We start from the raw sequence: 18,777 nt of genomic DNA on the forward strand, positions 1-18,777 counted from the left end.
AGATGTAACGGGGCTAAAATCATCCACCGAAGCTGCGGATGTGCGTAAGCACGTGGTAGGGGAGCGTTCTGTAAGCCGATGAAGGTTTGTTGAGAAGCAGGCTGGAGGTATCAGAAGTGCGAATGCTGACATGAGTAACGATAAAGCAGGTGAAAAACCTGCTCGCCGGAAGTCTAAGGTTTCCTGCACGACGTTAATCGGAGCAGGGTGAGTCGGCCCCTAAGGCGAGGCTGAAAAGCGTAGTCGATGGGAACCAGGTTAATAATCCTGGACTTTTTGTAAGTGGTGATGTGGGGACGAAGAAGGCTAGGTGAGCCGGGCGATGGTTGTCCCGGTCTGTGCAGGTAGGCGGTGTGTTTAGGCAAATCCGGACACACATTAACGCTAAGGTGCAACAGGGTTCTGACCCTACGGGGTGCAGAGAAGTCATTGACGCCACGCTTCCAGGAAAAGCTGCTAGCCATAACTTATAAAAAACCGTACCGTAAACCGACACAGGTGGACAAGTAGAGCATACTAAGGCGCATGAGAGAACTCGGGTGAAGGAACTAGGCAAAATGGTACCGTAACTTCGGGAGAAGGTACGCCCTTGACGGTGAGTCATCTTGCATGACAAAGCCGTTAGGGGCCGCAGAGACCAGGTGGCTGCGACTGTTTATTAAAAACACAGCACTCTGCAAATTCGTAAGAAGACGTATAGGGTGTGACGCCTGCCCGGTGCCGGAAGGTTAATTGATGGGGTTATCCCTTTGGGGAGAAGCTCTTGATCGAAGCCCCGGTAAACGGCGGCCGTAACTATAACGGTCCTAAGGTAGCGAAATTCCTTGTCGGGTAAGTTCCGACCTGCACGAATGGCGTAACGATGGCCACACTGTCTCCACCCGAGACTCAGTGAAATTGAAATCGCTGTGAAGATGCAGTGTACCCGCGGCTAGACGGAAAGACCCCGTGAACCTTTACTACAGTTTTGCACTGGACTTTGATGATGACTGTGTAGGATAGGTGGGAGGCTAAGAAGTGGCAACGCCAGTTGCCATGGAGCCGACCTTGAAATACCACCCTGTTATCATTGAGGTTCTAACTTAAGCCAGTCATCCTGGCTGAGGACCGTGTATGATGGGTAGTTTGACTGGGGCGGTCTCCTCCCAAAGAGTAACGGAGGAGCACAAAGGTACCCTCGGTACGGTCGGACATCGTACCAAGAGTGTAAAGGCAAAAGGGTGCTTGACTGCGAGACCGACGGGTCGAGCAGGTACGAAAGTAGGTCTTAGTGATCCGGTGGTTCTGTATGGAAGGGCCATCGCTCAACGGATAAAAGGTACTCCGGGGATAACAGGCTGATACCGCCCAAGAGTTCATATCGACGGCGGTGTTTGGCACCTCGATGTCGGCTCATCACATCCTGGGGCTGAAGCAGGTCCCAAGGGTATGGCTGTTCGCCATTTAAAGTGGTACGCGAGCTGGGTTTAGAACGTCGTGAGACAGTTCGGTCCCTATCTGCCGTGGGCGTAGGAAAATTGAGAGGAGCTGCTCCTAGTACGAGAGGACCGGAGTGGACGAACCTCTGGTGTACCGGTTGTGACGCCAGTTGCATCGCCGGGTAGCTAAGTTCGGACGGGATAACCGCTGAAAGCATCTAAGCGGGAAGCCTCCCTCAAGATGAGTTTTCCCATGAAGCCCGTTGAAGACGACGACGTTGATAGGCAAGGTGTGGAAGCACAGTAATGTGTGAAGCTAACTTGTACTAATTGGCTGATTGTCTTGACCATATAACCTGAAGTGCTGTAAGTGCTTAAGGTGAGCGCTTGTAACCATTTAATCTTTACCCACCGGCTAACTTACATGTAAGTTAACCGGTACCCAGTTTTCCTGGCGACCATAGCCGTTTGGAACCACCTGATCCATCTCGAACTCAGAAGTGAAACAGACGTACGCCGATGATAGTGTGGGGCTTCCCCATGTGAAAGTAGGTCATCGCCAGGGCTTTATTCCTAAAGCGGCTTTAAGCCGCTTTTTTTTTGGCATTAGTAAGTCAAATGTCATGCTATCTTCTAGCCTATACGGCCCTTATCCAGGGTAAATGCATCTCAAAGTTTAATAAGTTCAATGCGATATTTATCCACCTACATCTCTACCTCGCTTTATTAGTTGACGCTTCAATGGCAATCGCGTATATATTAGTTTTTGAAAAGCCAATATGTTTGTATTTTAGATTTATGATTATAGAAATAGAGGGTTTTCAAGTTGAATTGACACGAAAACCGGTTAAATATATTAATCTTCGTATTACTTCCCAGGGAAGTATTAAAGTTAGTGCGCCTAAGCGTTCTTCGCTGACAAATATTTCAAAATTTGTAAAAGATAAATCATCTTGGATTAAGAGCCATCAAGAGCGTTTAAAGGATCAAGAAATTCTTTTAAACATGCATGCCCGGGCCGATGAGAATCACTTTTTTCTTGGCGATCGCTACAAATTAATCATTAAAGAAAGTGACATCAAGAAAGGAATTACCCTCAATAAGTCCTTTATGCATTGTTTTGCTCCAGCTAATGCGTCGTTGCATGAAACACAGGCTATTTTACATCACTGGTATCGTAAGCAAATGGAAACCTTACTACCTGCTTTAATTAAAAAATGGGAACCTATTATTGGGGTGCGTGTTTTAGAATATGGTATAAAAACGATGAAAACCCGTTGGGGTTCTTGTAATACTGTAGCTAAACGAATTTGGATTAATTTACATCTAATTCAAAAACCCCTTATTTGTCTTGAATACGTTTTAGTGCATGAAATGGTTCATTTGCTTGAACCTAGCCACAATAAACGTTTTCATAGTTTAATGACTAAGTTTATGCCTAAGTGGCCTGAGTATCGACTATTACTTAATACAAAATTAGTTTAATAGTGAATTCGATATAAAAGCTGTGTTAAGCGTTTGTATCATTACTAAGCGTACCTTATAGACTGAGCCGCATTTATATGAAGGCAGGATTAAAAGATACGCTTAACTACCTCATCGTCCTTTAAGAAGGACTTAGATATGGATAATCATGAATATTTTGATTGCTGGTGCCTCAGGATTTATTGGCCGCCATTTAGTGACTGCTCTCCATGCTAAATATAACATTACAGTTTTAGGCCGTGATAAGTTTAAGCTAAAACAGGCTTTTCCAAAAACTTTGACCTATTTAACTTGGGATGAGTTATCACAAACCTCAGCGCAGCAATACGATATTATTATCAATTTATGTGGTCATAATATTGCTGCTTCTCGGTGGACTAATCAGGTCAAACAAAAAATTATAAGTTCAAGAGTACGTACAACTACAGCGTTAATAGATTGGATTTTAGCAACTAACGCTAAGCCACGCCTTTTTGTAGCCAATGCGGTAGGAATTTATGGTACACAAAATAATGATGATGCAACGGCTTTTGATGAAGATAGTTTCATTGATATGAAACATCCGCGTGATTTTCTAAGTGAGGTTGGTATAGCGTGGCAGCAAGCGCTACAAGCGGCAATTACACATGAACTTAAACCAGTTATCATGCGTTTTGGTGTTGTTTTGCAAAAAGGTGAAGGTATTTTAAAGAAACTAGATTTAAGTTTTAAGCTGGGTTTAGGAGGTATTATTGGTAGCGGACAACAAGTGATCTCATGGGTGCATATTGATGATGTTATCGCTGCTTTTTTATTTTTAATTGAGCATCCTACGTTACAAGGCGCTTTTAATATAACATCGCCCAACCCAGTTAAGCAAAAAGAATTTGCCAAAGCTTTGGCCAAATCAATGCATCGACCTTTATTATTGACAATGCCAGCATTTATGATTAAAGCACTCTTTGGTGAAATGGGAGAATACTTATTGCTACGTGGCCAACGGGTTTTACCGAAACGTTTATTAGCAGCGGGCTTTAACTTTAGTCACCCCTATATTGATGAGGCTTTGCAAGCTGATTAATCGCTTTACTGTTTAACAAATATTTATCTTTTAAACGAATATAATGAGCTGCTGAGTACTCCAGATGGGCTAATTCACTTTCAGTTAATTCTCTAATAGGCTTTGCAGGATTACCTAAATATAAATAGCCACTTCGTAAGTGTTTGCCTGGTGGCACAAGGGTGCCAGCGCCTATTATTACTCTTTCCTCAACATGTACATCGTCTAATAATAAGGCTCCCATGCCAATAAGACAATGATCGTCTATCGTACAAGCATGCAATACAGCTCGATGGCCAATCGTAATACCTTTTCCAAGAACTAAGGCGCGGCCGCCAGGAGTAAAAGGCCCATTATGGGTAACATGCAAAATTGCAGCATCCTGAATATTAGTACCTTCACCTACTGTAATTGTATTAACATCACCGCGAATAACCGCCATTGGCCAAACGGAAACATCATTGGCAAGATGCACATCACCAATGACTGTTGCACTAGGATCAATATAAACCCCCTTACCAATCAGCGGGGATTTATTTTCAAAAGAACGTATCATAATAGCCTCAAATTAAGGTAACCAGCTCTTCAGCGCTAGTAGGATGAATAGCGACGGTATTATCAAAGTCGCGCTTACAAGCTCCCATTTTGACGGCGACACCAAATCCTTGCAACATTTCATCCGCACCATAACCAATTACATGCAGACCAACAATTTTTTCATCTGGACCAACTGTAACTAATTTCATAGCAGTCGGTAATTTTTGTTCACTTAAAGCATCAAACATAGGTATAAAACGCGTTTTATAAATTTTAAGTTGTTCTGCGCCGAATTTTGCTGCTGCCTCTTCTTCGCTATACCCTACACTGCCAATAGGCGGATGAGTAAATACAACTGAGCAAATATTTTCATAATCCAAATGAGCATCCTTTTGCCCACCAAACAGACGATCACATAGTCTTCGGCCAGCGGCAATAGCGACAGGTGTTAGGGCAGGTGCATCTATAACGTCGCCAATAGCATAAATACCCGGAATATTAGTATTTTGATAATTATCCACCTTAATTAACCCGCGAGAATCTTTTGCAACACCTATGGCATCTAGATTTAAATTAAATGTTCTTGGCGAGCGGCCAACAGCTGCAATAACAACATCAATATCAGCTAAAATTGAACCACTTTGGCAATGAATAGATTTTTTACCATCGGGTTGTAAAGTAATGGCTTGCGCGCAGTGATTCAGATGAACATCTAAACCTTGGAGCTGCATAATTTCAAGAAGTGTATCTCCTAACATGGTATCAAAGCGAGAAAGAGGTCTACTGCCGCGAATTAGTAAATGTGTTTTTATATCTAGCCCATGAAGTACACAAGCTAATTCTACACCAATATAGCCGCTCCCGATAATAGCAACGCTCTTAGGCTTTTCAGTTAAATAAAAAAAGCCATCAGATGTAATGGCATGCTCAATACCATCTAAATCATCAGGAAGGGTAGGCTCGCCGCCAGTAGCTATAATAATATGAGGTGCTTTATAGTGTTTGCCATCAACAGAAACAGTTTGATTATCAATAAAAGAACCTTCCCCTTTTAGGTAAGTCATGTTGTATTGGTTAAATCGGCTTTCATAAATATCACGTAGTCTGGCAATATAAGCTTGCCGCTTGGTTATTAGCGTGTTCCAATCTAGATGAACATAAACAGGATCAAAGCCGTAATCAGGTGCTTTATGTAGGTGTTCTGCAATTAAAGAAGCATTAAACATGACTTTTTTAGGAACACAACCTAAATTAACACAAGTACCGCCTAAATACTGCTTTTCAACCACAGCAACTCTTGCACCATACTTTGCTGCACGAACTGCACTTGCAATTCCGCCGCTGCCACCACCTAAGACGATTAAATCAAAATCCATTGGGCACCTTTTTAGATTAAAAGCTAATTAATAAGTACTTTAACGAGCATGGCGAATTTATTCAATATACATTAAGATTTGCTCAAAACTTAAATTAGGGTCACTATAATGATGAATCGTCTATTTTTAAATTTTGATGAAACTTAAATTACTGACACTAATTTTACTTATATTAGCTTCGTTAAGCTGCAGGCACGAGGAAAAGGTTGCTTTTCAAGGTTATGTTGAAGGTGAGAATATTTATCTAGCATCTCCATACTCAGGCCTATTAGTAAAATTAGCTGTTCAACGTGGTCAGCTAGTTAAAAAAGGGCAATTTTTATTTGAATTAGATCCTAACCCGCAGGCATTATTTATTAAACAATATCAGGCGGATATTAAGCAAGCCGAGCATACGCTTAGAGATTTACAAAATCCACGTCGTACAGAAGAAATTGCCGCTATTGAGTCGCAAATTGAGCAAGTTAACGCACAGCTAAAGTTAGCTGAGCTGCGTGTCAAGCGCTATCGTGAGCTTTATGAAAAGCGAGTAGTGTCAAAAGATGTCTATGATTCTGTTATTGCTCGTTATGATGAATTAGTAAACCGTAGAGAACAATATAAATCGAATTTAAACTTATCAAAGCAAGGTAGTCGCAATGAGCAAATTAGTGCTCAACAAGCACAAGTAGAGGCATTACAAGCGAAACTTAAAGAAGCCACATGGCAGCTTGAACAAAAGAAAATTGTGGCGCCTGCGGCTGGAATTATATTTGATACTTATTATCGGCAAGGAGAGTTTGTTGGCAGTCAGCAAGCGGTGCTGTCTTTATTAACGCCTGAGAATGTGCATATTGAATTTTTTATTCCCGTAGAAAAATTAGCAATCATTAAAGTTGGGCAAAGAATACGATTTACATGCACTGGCTGCGCTCAAACCGGACAGGCAATTATTAATTATATTTCGCCTGAGGCTGAATATTTACCACCCTTAGTTTATAGTCGTGAAAACGATGATAAATTAGTATTCCGAATTAAAGCGACTCTGTTAACATTTAATCAATACAAACCAGGCCAACCTGTAACGGTTTATTTACCATGACAGCAGATACCATTATCGATGTGTATAATCTATGTAAAAGTTTTGACAATAAAGTTGTGGTCGATAATGTTGATCTGCATGTAAAAAAAGGTGAGGTTTTCGGGTTCCTAGGCCCAAATGGTAGCGGTAAGACCACGACTATCCGCATGTTATGTGGGCTTTTAACGCCTGATGCTGGCAGCGGTACTTGCTTAGGCTATGACATTATCCGCCAGTCAAAAGAAATTAAACAGCATGTAGGCTACATGACCCAAAAATTTAGTTTTTATACTGACTTAAGTGTTGAGGAAAATCTTTATTTTGTGGCACGTGTCTATGGTATGAAGAATCGTAAACAGCGTGTTGAACAGACGCTAGAAGAGCTTAACTTAAGTTCGCGACGCAAGCAGTTAACGGGGTTATTATCCGGCGGTTGGAAACAGCGAGTGGCACTTGCAGCTTGTCTTTTGCATAATCCTGACCTATTACTTCTAGATGAACCAACAGCAGGTGTTGATCCAATCGCTAGGCGAGAATTTTGGGATAAAATTCATTGGCTTAGTGAGCAAGGTATTACGACGTTAGTGTCTACGCATTATATGGACGAGGCTGAGCGTTGTACGCGGTTAGCTTATTTAGCTTATGGCGAGTTATTAATTACAGGCACGGTTGATGATGTGATTACTTCTACCGCCTTATTTACCTGGGAAATTACAGGTCATGTCACGACTGCTTTATTACAGAAAACCAAACAACTGCAAGGCGTTATGCAGGCAGCATTATTTGGCAATTTGATCCATATCAGTGGTTATGATAAACAAATTATTGAAGCAAGTTTAAGAGAATTAGCCCAAACGGAAGCCATTCAGTGGCAACCAATTCAATCAACGCTTGAAGATGCCTTTATTAGTTTGGTTAAAAAAACACAAGGAGAATAACGTGATCGGCGGGATTCAGCGACTAATGGCTATCATCGCTAAAGAATTTATTGAAATGCGTCGTGATAGAGCTACATTTGGCATGATTCTGATGATTCCGTTGATGCAGTTAATTTTATTTGGTTATGCTATTAATAATAATCCTCGTTACTTACCAACAGCTATTGTCAATGATGATGAAACTAATTTTACCAGACGTATTTTAGTTAGTATGGAGAATTCAACCTATTTTCAATTTATTAGTCCTGCTGTTAGTGAAGAACAAGCACATGAGTTGTTAAAAAAAGGCAAAGTGCAATTTGTGGTTAATTTTCCGCCTAATTTTACTGATGATTTAGTAAAAGGGTTAAGTCCAACGTTACTATTAGAGGCAGATGCCAGTGATCCAGCCGCAACCAGCCGTGCAGTAGCTATTTTTAACGAGTTGCCTTATTTAGCTTTGAAGGAGGAGTTAGTTGGGCCTCTTAAGCGGTTAAATGCGGAGTCCATACCCTATAAACCTACTATACATACACTTTATAACCCTTTGGCTATTTCTGCTTATAATATTGTTCCGGGTTTGTTAGGCGTTGTCCTGACTATGACCATGGTGATTGTAACTGCCTTAGTTATAACAAGAGAGTACGAGCGTGGGACAATGGAAAATCTCTTAGCCACGCCACTTAGACCCCTTGAAATTATGGTGGGTAAAGTTCTTCCTTATATTATTGTAGGTTACTTACAAGCACTTCTTATTTTGTCATTTGCAAGGTTCTTATTTGGCGTACCTATGCAAGGTAGTATTTTATTATTGCTATTTTTGTGCCTACCTTTTATTGCTGCTAACTTAGTTATGGGTTTGACCTTCTCAACATTAGCCAAAAACCAACTGCAGGCAGCGCAAAGTGCTATGTTTTTCTTTTTGCCCTCTATGATTTTATCAGGATTTATGTTTCCTTTTCGAGGTATGCCAGAGTGGGCTCAATGGATTGGTAGTTTCTTACCATTAACCCATTTTTTAGTGATTGTGCGGGGAATCTTATTAAAAGGAAATACGTTCACTGATGTATGGTTTGAAATAGTTCCTATTATGGCGTTTACGGCGGTGGTTATGTTAATTGGTTTTAAGCGCTTTAAACAAACACTAGATTAGGCAGTTTAGAAAAATATTTTGTATATTAAATAAGAAAATTAAGAACCATGCGCTCAACACGCTCATCAATTAATACATTAACGTGATCTAGCTTAGCCAGTAAGGCTAAGGATGCATAAGGGTAGTGTCGACAGAATTCAATGGATTCCCGTGGCGGAATAGAATTATCTTCTTTACCGTGTATACATAAAATGGGGGTGGTGCCACGGCTAATAAAATGACGGAAATTAAGATGGGCAATATTGGTTTTAGAATTTTGGCGAATAGCTTCTCGTAAAAGCAAATACCCTTTACCATTAAGCTTAAAGCGTCTTGCATGCCTACCTACGGGTGTACGCATGTTAGTAGGTGAGGCAATAAGCACAGTTCGTTCTGGTAATGCTTCCAGCTGCCATTCTGGTAGTTGGCAAGCTAAATTTAACGTGTTTAATAGCATGGAGCCACCAAAAGAATGGCCGATAGTCGCATAAAAGGGGCCTAAATTATTAATCACAGTTCTAAGCGTATTTACGGCATCAATCCAGGTAAGCTGTAAGCCTTTTGCTTCGCCGTGGGCTGGAAAATCTAAAGCATAAACGTCATATCCTTGTTGATGGAGTGCTTGAATTAGGCGTGCCATATAAGCGGCTCTTGACATCCACCCATGGGTAATCAGTACTTTTTTAGCGTGAGGGTTATTTTCTTGTGCAAAACGATGAATAACATGGTGACGTGGTGATTTAGCGGTGAGTAAATTTGTCCGATGATTGACTAAAAATTTACAGGCTTTGTGGGCAAAATCACGATACTCCTTTTCTACTGGCAGAGGAAGTGGCGTGATAAATAGTTGATAGCAAAGTTGCGCATGAAAGAAATTCTTTAGTTCGGTCAATGCATTAGCTAGCATAGCATTATCCTTACTGCGGTATTTTTATATTAAGAATAGTCAATAAATTAGATAAAAACCAAGCTAAAAAATAACTCTATCCTTTTTTGGCTAGCTCTTATTAACGAAATTTACAGGTGATAGCTAATCTTATGCTAAAGTTTTGTTGTTAGAAAAAATAATCAAGAGTATATTGGCATAGTTAATGTGACAGACTAAGCTCTAAGAATAGATATATAATTAAAATGGGTTTAGTTTTAAATTACGGTAAAAGGATTAATATGCACACTTCAAATTATCTTTATCACGATGGTGAGCAGGAATTATATGGTTTCCTTGCTTATAATGATCGTAATGAGCAACCAAGGCCTGCGGTATTAGTCGCTCATGATTGGAGTGGGCGTAATGAATTTAGCTGCCAAAAAGCACAAATGTTGGCCAAAATGGGATATATTGGATTTGCATTAGACATGTATGGCCATGCTCGCATTGGTGAAACTCAAGATGAAAAAATGGCACTTATGCAACCTTTGGCTGCAGATAGAGGCATGTTACGAGCCCGTATTCGTGCGGCATTTGACGCGTTAATTGCTATGCCTGAAGTCGATAGTACTAAGGTAGCAGCCATAGGCTTTTGTTTTGGCGGTTTATGCGTATTGGATTTAGCTCGCAGTGGTGCTGAGCTTAATGGTGTGGTTAGCTTTCATGGTTTATTAAATAAACCAAATGATTTAGAAAATCAAACCATCCATGCCAAAATTCTAGCTTTACATGGCTATGATGATCCTATGGTAAAACCAGAGCAAGTGAATCAATTTTGTCAAGAAATGACTGCCGCCAACGTCGATTGGCAAATTCATGTGTATGGCCATACGCAACACTCATTTACCAACCCTAATGCCAATGATGCCAAACTTGGCACGGTTTATAATCCTGTAGCAGAGCGTCGCGCCCTACAAGCAATGACAAATTTTTTAAAAGAAGTTTTTGCTTAATTACAATGCTATTTTGGGGCTAGTGCATCTGGAATAATAGCAGGCCCTGCTATGGGAAGAATGAGCTGTTTAGCTTGTGGCGACCAATCTATTTTCTTCATATCAATTTTTTGTAATGTTGGGTTCGTATAAGATTTAAAATAAAAAATCCCATGAGTTAAGTCTTTAAAGACTGTCCACTGCGTTTTATCAAGATTATCTTCGGTGTTAGGTGTTCCCTTAGTACCTCTGATTAAACCAAAAGGAACGTCGACATTATTAAGTATATGTTCACTTAAAATAAGCGCACTTAAGGCATCCGGCACAGGCATGGCAGTTTGCTGTAACATCGCCATTTTAATAAAGCGTGATGGTGGAGTTGGATCGCCTGGTAATCCCACTAAGCCTGAGCCTTGCCCAGTACCTGAGTAAACAATCCCATCATGTTTAAAAGCTGTAGGTGCATAGGGTGAAAGGTTAGCATAATTTTGCAGGTTAGTGATATGCCAGCCAAATGTTGGTGCATTAGTTAATATACCTAAACGATTATTATAGGTTTTGACTTGGCCATTAATAAACTCAATTACTAAGCTTTTACCTGTTTTCTCAGTGACAATTGCATGCGCAGGTAAAACCGCAGCATTACCCGAGACGGTAATAGGGGTTGCAAAAATATAAATGGTTGGTAGTGCCTTTTTTACCTCGTCAACTGAGCTAAAATTACCTAAAATCCAATCACCAAGAAATGTATAGGGAATTGCTCTATTGTTATGCTCTGCGTTAACTGTTGGGTACGTAGTATACCCAGGGAGATATAAATAACCAAAGGATAACCCTTGGTCATTCATCCCATCTAATGCTTGACCGGTTGCAAAGAAATCAGCAAATAAATAACCATATTTAGCTGTCCAGCTCATGGTTGGACTGCCATCTTCACGTGTTGTTTTAAAGAGTTTAGTCGGTGGTGAACTCATAATACGCGATTTTAGATCAGGGCCAAATTCTAAGGTGCGACCAACAATAAGTGAATTATCTTGCGCCTTAATTTGAATATTTGTGCAAGCTTCTACAGCTTGAGTAAGTATTAAGCCAGAGAATAAAAGAGTTAGATAGTGTTTCAATTGCTTCATGATTTTCTTTAATTAAATTCCGTTTTACTAAAGTGAAATTTATACCTTTGCCAAATTAGTTTTATAAGTATTATTAACCCAATGAAATAAGAAAAACCATAAAAAGCTACTGATTAAAATTAAAATGCCTGCCATAAATAAGGCATAATTTGCATGATTTTTAAAAATGAAGTTATAAATAAAGGGTAAGATAAATCCGCCTAAAATTTGCGGTAACGTAATACTTATATTGAAAATACCTAGATAAGTTCCATTCCTGTTAGAGGGCAAATATTTAAGCACAATAACGTAAGGCAAAACAACTAAGCTACCCCAAAAAATACCAATACAAATACAACTAAATAATAAGCTCAATGGCGTTGTTTTAAAACATATTAATGAAATGCCTAGCCCACCTAATAACAAAGCAATACCATGTAATTTTTCACTTTTAATGTACTTTGATAAGTTATAAACAATTAAAGTAAAAACAAGGCTTACATATTGATAAAGAGAAAAATAGAAAGAAACATCTAAACTGACTTGATGCATTATCGTTTTATAATGTTCAGAGTTATGAATTAAAACATTTTTAGGTAAATGATAAACTTGCTGTGCTAAGCACAAACTAAAATAAAGCCAAAATGTAAATATACCTATCCAAGCAATACTATTAATCGTTAAAACACGTAAAAATATAGGATTTGTATCGCTTATTTCTTTTTTAAGCGATTTACATTTAGCTAAAAGTTCTTTGATGAGAAAAATTAATAAACTTTTGGTCATTGGCTTGTCTGAGGCAGGCTTTTCTTTAGTTTTTTTAAAAAAATAAACTAAAGTTGCTAGTAGCATAATGCCTGTAAACAGATAACTACCGACTAAATTAGCGGGTATACCGTATGAATTAGATAAGTTAATATTGTTATTAATTAATAGCTTCTCAACAGCATTAGGTAAGTAAGCGCCACAAACACCACCTAATCCTGAGAAAAAAGCAAATACGGAGAAGGCACGTGTACGTGTAACACTTTCTTGGAAGAAATCAGCTGTTAACGCGCGTAGCCCTTCAGCGCTACCGTTAATACTGCAATCAATTAAAAAAGTAAACCAAACCACATAAATAATTGAACTTGAAAGCGGCAACAGTAAAAAGGAGAGGGCTGCACAGACTCCCCAGCCAATAATATAAGGTTTTCTTTTACCGTAAATAGTAGAACTATTATCACTTAAATAGCCCACAATAGGTTGAATAAGCATGCCTGTTAGTGGCGGGATTAGCCAGATAAGAGGGATTAACGCATCCGTTGCGCCCACAAATTTTAATAGTACGGTTAAATTAGAAAGTTGAAAAGTGAAACAAAAATTAACAGCAAATGCCATTAACGCTAAGCCCGCATATTTCAACCTAAAAATTTTTTCCATGCAGCAATCCCTTGACTGTTTCAAATTTTAAGATAGGGTAATAAATAAAATTATTCAACCATTTAAATGAGCTAAGCTAGGAAATCTAAAGAAAAATTTTTTTTATGTCCGCTATTTTGACATTGTGCCTAAGGATAGATTAAATGTTAAAAATAAAAACGAATCAAACAATCGATATTAAGCAAAATAATTTGGATGTTTTAGGATTAAAAAGAATCTGGATTTCACATGTTTATCCAGAAATAGATGGTGGGCAATTTCCTGCTAAACGCATCATTAAAGATACAGTTATTATTGAGGCTGACATTTTTTGTGATGGTATCGATGAAATTAATGCGGTATTACTTTATAAACATGAAGCCGATAACGATTGGCAGCAAACTTACTTTTCACCGGCAAATAATGATCGTATGCAAGCGATTTTTAAGGCAGCCAAACTTGGTTATTATACTTATACTATCAAGGCTTGGGTTGATGAATTTGGCACGTGGAAGAAACGATTTTTAAAAAAAGTAAAGTTAAAAGATGATATTAAAGTCGAAAAATTAATTGGGGCAGAATTACTTAAACGTTCATGTCATGAAAATACGTCACCTATTGTTGATTTAACTTTAGAAAAATTAGCCACATTAAATCAGCCAGCACAGTTAGAAAAATTACTGAATAATAAAAAATTAATAAGTTGGATTCAGAGCCAGTTAAAACCCACTTTTGTGACAGTTTATCCTAAAGAATTAACGATAATAGTTGAGCGCGAAAAAGCACGTTTTAGCACTTGGTATGAATTATTTCCACGCTCTGTTACCACAGATCCCACAAAGCATGGCACCTTTAAAAATGTAATTAATCACTTACCAATAGTAAAAAAAATGGGGTTTGATGTCATCTATATGCCCCCTATTCATCCCATTGGTGAAACCAATAGAAAAGGAAAAAATAATAGTTTAGTTGCCACAGAAAATGATCCAGGTAGTCCCTGGGGAATAGGTTCTTCTAAGGGCGGACATAAAAGTGTTCATCCTGAGTTAGGCACCTTAGAAGATTTTCGCCAAGTTGTAAAAAAGGCAAAAGAATTAGACATGGAAATTGCGCTTGATTTTGCTTTGCAATGCAGCCCAGATCACCCTTATTTGAAAAAAAACTCAAACTGGTTTAAGCATCGGCCAGATGGCACATTACAGTATGCAGAAAATCCACCTAAAAAATATCAAGATATTTATCCAATAGATTTTGCCTCATCTGACTGGCCGGCTATGTGGGATGAATTTAAATCAATTATATTATTTTGGATAAAGCAAGGCGTTAAAATCTTTCGGGTTGATAATCCGCATACCAAACCATTTATTTTCTGGCAATGGTTGATTAAGGAAGTTAAAGCGCTGCACCCAGATGTGCTCATGCTGTCTGAGGCATTTACGCGTCCTAAAATTATGTATCATTTAGCCAAATGTGGTTTTTCACAGTCGTATACTTATTTTGCTTGGCGAAATACGAAAGAGGAGCTAACGCAATACTTAAATGAGTTAAATTCGCCACCGGTTGTTGATTTTTTTCGCCCACATTTTTGGCCTAATACACCTGATATTTTAACTGAGCTTTTACAAAAAGGAGGAAGACCTGCGTTTATTATTCGTTTTATGTTAGCTGCAACGTTAAGCAGTAATTATGGCATCTATGGGCCTGCTTACGAAAATTGCATTAATGAACCTTTGCATAAGGGGTCGGAGGAATACGCAAACTCGGAGAAATATGCCATTTATCACTGGCAAAAAACAAAAGATAATATCAGCGATATTATCACTCAAGTAAATGCAATTCGTCATCAACATGAAGCACTACAAAATACTGATTCACTGCAGTTTTATTGGACCGATAACCCACAGCTAATTTGCTTTAGTAAACACAATGCGAGCCAAAGCAATATTATTCTAGTTATTGTTAACTTAGATTATCAATATAAACAATCAGGTTTTATTGACATTAAGTTCGAAAAATTTAGGATAGAACACGAGCCTTTTGAGATACATGATTTATTAACAGATGATGTGTATACCTGGCGTAATGGAAGGTGTTATGTCGAACTTAATCCAACTAAAGACCAATATGCGCATATTTTCCAGGTAAGGATGCAATAATAATATGACTGAAGTAAAACAAGCAGAATGGTATAAAGACGCCATCATTTATCAAATACATGTACGTAGTTTTTATGATAGTAATGATGATGGAATAGGTGATTTTAAAGGACTGATTCAAAAATTAGATTATATCGAATTTCTTGGCGTAAACACCATTTGGTTATTGCCTTTTTATCCTTCCCCTTTAAAAGATGAAGGCTATGATATCGCTGATTACATGAGTATTAATCCTATTTACGGCACCCTTAGAGACTTTAAGAAATTTTTAAAAGAAGCGCATGCTAGAAATATTCGCGTCATTACTGAATTAGTAATAAATCATACTTCAAGTCAACATGAATGGTTTATCAAATCACGCTCAGCTAAACCTGGGTCATATTGGCGTAACTTTTATGTTTGGAGCGATACAGCAGAAGAATATGCTGATGCGCGTATTATTTTTAGAGATTTTGAACCATCAAATTGGACATGGGATCATGTTGCTAATGCATATTATTGGCATCGATTTTACTCTCATCAGCCGGATTTAAATTATGATAATCCTGCGGTACAAAAAGAAATTTTTAAAATTGTCGATTTTTGGTTAGGGCTTGGTGTAGATGGATTGCGCTTAGATGCAATTCCGTATTTATTTCAACGCGAAGGAACAAATTGCGAAAATCTACCTGAAACCCATCAATTTTTAAAGAAACTAAGTCGCCACATTACATCAAAATTTGAAAATCGCTTTTTATTAGCCGAAGCCAATCAATGGCCAGAAGATGCGGTTAATTATTTTGGTAAAGGGGATGAATGTCAGATGGCTTTTCATTTTCCACTCATGCCTAGAATGTACATGGCTGTACAAATGGAAGATCGATTCCCAATTATTGATATCATTGAACAAACACCATCTATTCCTGACAATTGCCAATGGGCCATTTTTTTACGTAATCATGATGAATTGACTTTAGAAATGGTCACCGATGAAGAACGTGATTATATGTATCGTATGTATGGTCAAGATCAGCAAATGCGTATTAATTTGGGTATTCGCCGACGCTTAGCACCATTAATGGGAGGTGATAGAAGAAAAATAGAATTGCTAAATGCGTTATTATTTTCTATGCCAGGAACACCAGTGATGTACTACGGTGACGAAATAGGTATGGGTGATAATATTTATCTTGGTGATCGCAATGGTGTAAGAACACCTATGCAATGGTCTAATGATAACAATGCGGGGTTTTCTAATGCCACGCCGCAAAAATTATACTTACCCGTTATTATTGATCCTGAATACAATTACCAAGCTGTTAATGTCACGCTACAGCAACAAAATTCCCAATCGTTATTGTGGTGGATGAAACGGCTGATTGAAGTGCGCAATTCATATACTGCCTTTAGCCAAGGCCGTATCGAATTTTTATACCCTGATAATAATAAAATTATTGCCTTTTATCGCATGCATCAGGAGCAGCTGATCTTAGTTTTGATTAATTTATCGCGTTTTACTCAGAGCTTTAAATTAGATTTATCAAACTATGTGAACCATTCGATTACTGAAGTGTTTGGTAGAACGTCTTTTCCTATTATTACCGAAGCACCTTATTTCTTTGTGCTTTGCCCTTATGGTTTTTTATGGTTAGAGATCAATAAACCGGATATACAGCATAGTACAGCAACGGCACATAGGCATGAAACGCTGACCATAAAAGATAAATGGTGTGAACTGCTTGCCTCACCTGAGAAGAAAAAATTAGAAAAAATACTGGCGCATTACATTGTAGATTGTCGCTGGTTTCGCTCTAAGAATTATGCTATTTCCAAGATTGTTATTGCAGATTCTATTTTAATTAAAAATTCAGCAACGCCCGTTTATTTACTTTTAATCGCTGTGGAATTTAATGACAAGGAAACTGAGCAATACTTTATGTTTGTTACAGCTGAGACAGAAGAAGAAAATCTCTATGCGTCTGACCAGCCGGCTAAAATTATTTGCTCGCTTATTAGTAAAAATAAAAAACAATCCTATCTGATTGATGCCATGTATACTTCAAGTGCCTGGCAAGATGTTTTCCATATTTTTAGTGCGCATAAAATTTTATCTGGAACCCATGGTAAGCTTGAAGTTAATGTAAATAGTCTTTATAAAAAAATAGTTAACCATCATGATGAAACGGTAGAAATTAAAGCATTAGCAGTTGAGCAATCTAATACGTCTATTCTCTATGGTAAATCAGCTTTATTAAAAATCTATCGTCGCTGTGAATTTGAAGAAAACCCCGAAGTAGAGATAAGTGAATTCTTAACCGATAACAGTGAGTTTAAGTCACCAAGAATTGCTTGTAATTTAAAGTATCATTATAAAAACAAGAGTATGACAGTTGGTATTGTCCAAGAGTACATTCCTAACGCCGGTAATGCTTGGGAGCATACCGTTAATGCCATCTCTAATTTAATTGAGCAGATGGATCTCTCAGTGCCAGCTAAAGGCTCAAGCGCTTTAAATTACCCTTGGCAAAAACTTATTCACACCTTACCTAAAGACATTACTGAGTCATTAGGATTATACGCTCATTCAGTGATTATTCTGGCAGAACGTACGGCGCAAATGCACATTGCCTTAGCAGAGGAAACAACGAATAAATTTTTTGCTGCGGAACATTTCACCTTATTTGATCAACGTAGTTTATATCAATCGTTAAGGAATGCCTTTATTAAAACATCGGCTTTATTTAAATCTATGGCGGTTAAACTCGATGATCAACTACAAGAAAAAATCAATAAGCACCTAGCTGATAAAGATGGCTTATTGGATCATGTTAAGCCTATTTTGAATCAAAAAATAGGAGGTAAAAAAATCCGCTGTCATGGCGATTATCATTTAGGACAAATTTTATATACAGGTAATGATTTCATTATTATCGATTATGAGGGTGAGCCAAATCGGCCTTTATCAGAAAGGAAAATAAAGCGCCCACCTTTAAAAGATATAGCAGGAATTTTACGTTCATTTCACTATGCACTTTATACGGTGTTAAACAATAAAACAGTGTTCACTACAGCCCATCATTTTGACGCAGAAGAATGGTATTGCTGGATCTGTCATTTATTTATTAATACGTACTTAGAATACCCAGGAATAAAGAACTTAATGCCTAAGGACAACAATTGTTTTTCTCTACTGCTTAAAGCATTAATGTTTGAAAAAGTGTTACATGAAATTGAATATGAAATAAATAATCGACCTGATTGGCTGCATGTTCCATGCAAGGGATTAATTCAACTTCTGGAGTAAACAA

At 38.2% G+C, this 18,777-nt stretch carries 13 protein-coding genes and 2 rRNA genes (1 of these 15 only partly in view); 10 read left to right on the forward strand and 5 right to left on the reverse strand.

The genetic code is table 11. The features are described 5' to 3' along the window. The 4 genes from DYE47_RS01825 to DYE47_RS01840 form a co-directional block, all read left to right on the forward strand. Positions 1-1,769 (forward strand): 23S ribosomal RNA (locus DYE47_RS01825); it begins 1,129 nt to the left of the window's first position. 99 nt (positions 1,770-1,868) lie between these two features. After that, positions 1,869-1,983: ribosomal RNA gene (gene rrf / locus DYE47_RS01830) — 5S ribosomal RNA — on the forward strand. A gap of 233 nt (positions 1,984-2,216) precedes the next feature. Further along, a complete protein-coding gene (locus DYE47_RS01835; protein ID WP_115301633.1) occupies positions 2,217-2,903 on the forward strand; it encodes a M48 family metallopeptidase in 687 nt (228 codons plus the stop codon). Between the two features lie 148 nt (positions 2,904-3,051). Further along, a complete protein-coding gene (locus DYE47_RS01840; protein ID WP_115301634.1) occupies positions 3,052-3,963 on the forward strand; it encodes a TIGR01777 family oxidoreductase in 912 nt (303 codons plus the stop codon). On the opposite strand, the gene DYE47_RS01845 is transcribed toward DYE47_RS01840, so the two are convergent. Both DYE47_RS01845 and gorA read right to left on the reverse strand, forming a co-directional pair. Further along, entirely contained in the window at positions 3,923-4,498 is a 576-nt protein-coding gene (locus DYE47_RS01845) for a gamma carbonic anhydrase family protein (RefSeq protein WP_115301635.1), read from the reverse strand. The genes DYE47_RS01840 and DYE47_RS01845 overlap by 41 nt on opposite strands. Before the next feature lie 7 nt (positions 4,499-4,505). Then, a complete protein-coding gene (gene gorA / locus DYE47_RS01850; protein WP_115301636.1) occupies positions 4,506-5,855 on the reverse strand; it encodes a glutathione-disulfide reductase in 1,350 nt (449 codons plus the stop codon). Between the two features lie 136 nt (positions 5,856-5,991). Here gorA and DYE47_RS01855 point away from each other — a divergent pair, with 136 nt between their 5' ends. The 3 genes from DYE47_RS01855 to DYE47_RS01865 are packed head-to-tail and all read left to right on the forward strand — an operon-like array spanning position 5,992 to position 8,985. After that, positions 5,992-6,936 (forward strand): HlyD family secretion protein, encoded by a 945-nt coding sequence (locus DYE47_RS01855; RefSeq protein ID WP_115301637.1) that lies wholly within the window; start codon positions 5,992-5,994, stop codon positions 6,934-6,936. Next, a complete protein-coding gene (locus tag DYE47_RS01860; protein ID WP_115301638.1) occupies positions 6,933-7,853 on the forward strand; it encodes an ABC transporter ATP-binding protein in 921 nt (306 codons plus the stop codon). Before DYE47_RS01855 ends, DYE47_RS01860 begins: the two co-directional genes overlap by 4 nt. A gap of 1 nt (position 7,854) precedes the next feature. Beyond that, positions 7,855-8,985, forward strand: coding sequence for an ABC transporter permease (locus tag DYE47_RS01865; RefSeq protein ID WP_242604244.1), 1,131 nt, complete (start codon positions 7,855-7,857; stop codon positions 8,983-8,985). 25 nt (positions 8,986-9,010) lie between these two features. Here DYE47_RS01865 and DYE47_RS01870 read toward each other — a convergent pair whose 3' ends face one another. Then, complete coding sequence (locus DYE47_RS01870) at positions 9,011-9,871, reverse strand: alpha/beta hydrolase (protein ID WP_115301639.1); 861 nt, start codon at positions 9,869-9,871, stop codon at positions 9,011-9,013. 260 nt (positions 9,872-10,131) lie between these two features. On the opposite strand from DYE47_RS01870, the gene DYE47_RS01875 reads away from it, so the two are divergent. Beyond that, the gene (locus DYE47_RS01875; RefSeq protein WP_115301640.1) at positions 10,132-10,845 is read left to right on the forward strand and encodes a dienelactone hydrolase family protein; all 714 of its coding nucleotides are present in this window, start codon (positions 10,132-10,134) and stop codon (positions 10,843-10,845) included. 8 nt (positions 10,846-10,853) lie between these two features. On the opposite strand, the gene DYE47_RS01880 is transcribed toward DYE47_RS01875, so the two are convergent. Both DYE47_RS01880 and DYE47_RS01885 read right to left on the reverse strand, forming a co-directional pair. Continuing rightward, complete coding sequence (locus tag DYE47_RS01880) at positions 10,854-11,954, reverse strand: linear amide C-N hydrolase (RefSeq protein WP_115301641.1); 1,101 nt, start codon at positions 11,952-11,954, stop codon at positions 10,854-10,856. A 39-nt stretch (positions 11,955-11,993) separates the two neighbouring features. Next, positions 11,994-13,355, reverse strand: coding sequence for an MFS transporter (locus DYE47_RS01885; protein ID WP_115301642.1), 1,362 nt, complete (start codon positions 13,353-13,355; stop codon positions 11,994-11,996). A 143-nt stretch (positions 13,356-13,498) separates the two neighbouring features. Between DYE47_RS01885 and DYE47_RS01890 the strand changes: the two genes are divergently transcribed. Together DYE47_RS01890 and treS are read left to right on the forward strand one after the other, a co-directional pair. After that, a complete protein-coding gene (locus DYE47_RS01890; RefSeq protein ID WP_115301643.1) occupies positions 13,499-15,490 on the forward strand; it encodes an alpha-1,4-glucan--maltose-1-phosphate maltosyltransferase in 1,992 nt (663 codons plus the stop codon). A 4-nt stretch (positions 15,491-15,494) separates the two neighbouring features. Beyond that, the gene (treS, locus tag DYE47_RS01895; protein WP_115301644.1) at positions 15,495-18,773 is read left to right on the forward strand and encodes a maltose alpha-D-glucosyltransferase; all 3,279 of its coding nucleotides are present in this window, start codon (positions 15,495-15,497) and stop codon (positions 18,771-18,773) included. The last annotated feature ends 4 nt before the right edge of the window (positions 18,774-18,777 follow it).

This window comes from Legionella beliardensis (genome assembly GCF_900452395.1).
Lineage (GTDB): Bacteria > Pseudomonadota > Gammaproteobacteria > Legionellales > Legionellaceae > Legionella_C > Legionella_C beliardensis.

Coding starts and splice junctions, on each gene's coding strand:
- DYE47_RS01835 (WP_115301633.1), top strand. CDS start 2,217: ATGATTATAGAAATAGAGGGTTTTCAAGTTGAATTGACACGAAAACCG.
- DYE47_RS01840 (WP_115301634.1), top strand. CDS start 3,052: ATGAATATTTTGATTGCTGGTGCCTCAGGATTTATTGGCCGCCATTTA.
- DYE47_RS01845 (WP_115301635.1), bottom strand. CDS start 4,498: ATGATACGTTCTTTTGAAAATAAATCCCCGCTGATTGGTAAGGGGGTT.
- gorA (WP_115301636.1), bottom strand. CDS start 5,855: ATGGATTTTGATTTAATCGTCTTAGGTGGTGGCAGCGGCGGAATTGCA.
- DYE47_RS01855 (WP_115301637.1), top strand. CDS start 5,992: ATGAAACTTAAATTACTGACACTAATTTTACTTATATTAGCTTCGTTA.
- DYE47_RS01860 (WP_115301638.1), top strand. CDS start 6,933: ATGACAGCAGATACCATTATCGATGTGTATAATCTATGTAAAAGTTTT.
- DYE47_RS01870 (WP_115301639.1), bottom strand. CDS start 9,871: ATGCTAGCTAATGCATTGACCGAACTAAAGAATTTCTTTCATGCGCAA.
- DYE47_RS01875 (WP_115301640.1), top strand. CDS start 10,132: ATGCACACTTCAAATTATCTTTATCACGATGGTGAGCAGGAATTATAT.
- DYE47_RS01880 (WP_115301641.1), bottom strand. CDS start 11,954: ATGAAGCAATTGAAACACTATCTAACTCTTTTATTCTCTGGCTTAATA.
- DYE47_RS01885 (WP_115301642.1), bottom strand. CDS start 13,355: ATGGAAAAAATTTTTAGGTTGAAATATGCGGGCTTAGCGTTAATGGCA.
- DYE47_RS01890 (WP_115301643.1), top strand. CDS start 13,499: ATGTTAAAAATAAAAACGAATCAAACAATCGATATTAAGCAAAATAAT.
- treS (WP_115301644.1), top strand. CDS start 15,495: ATGACTGAAGTAAAACAAGCAGAATGGTATAAAGACGCCATCATTTAT.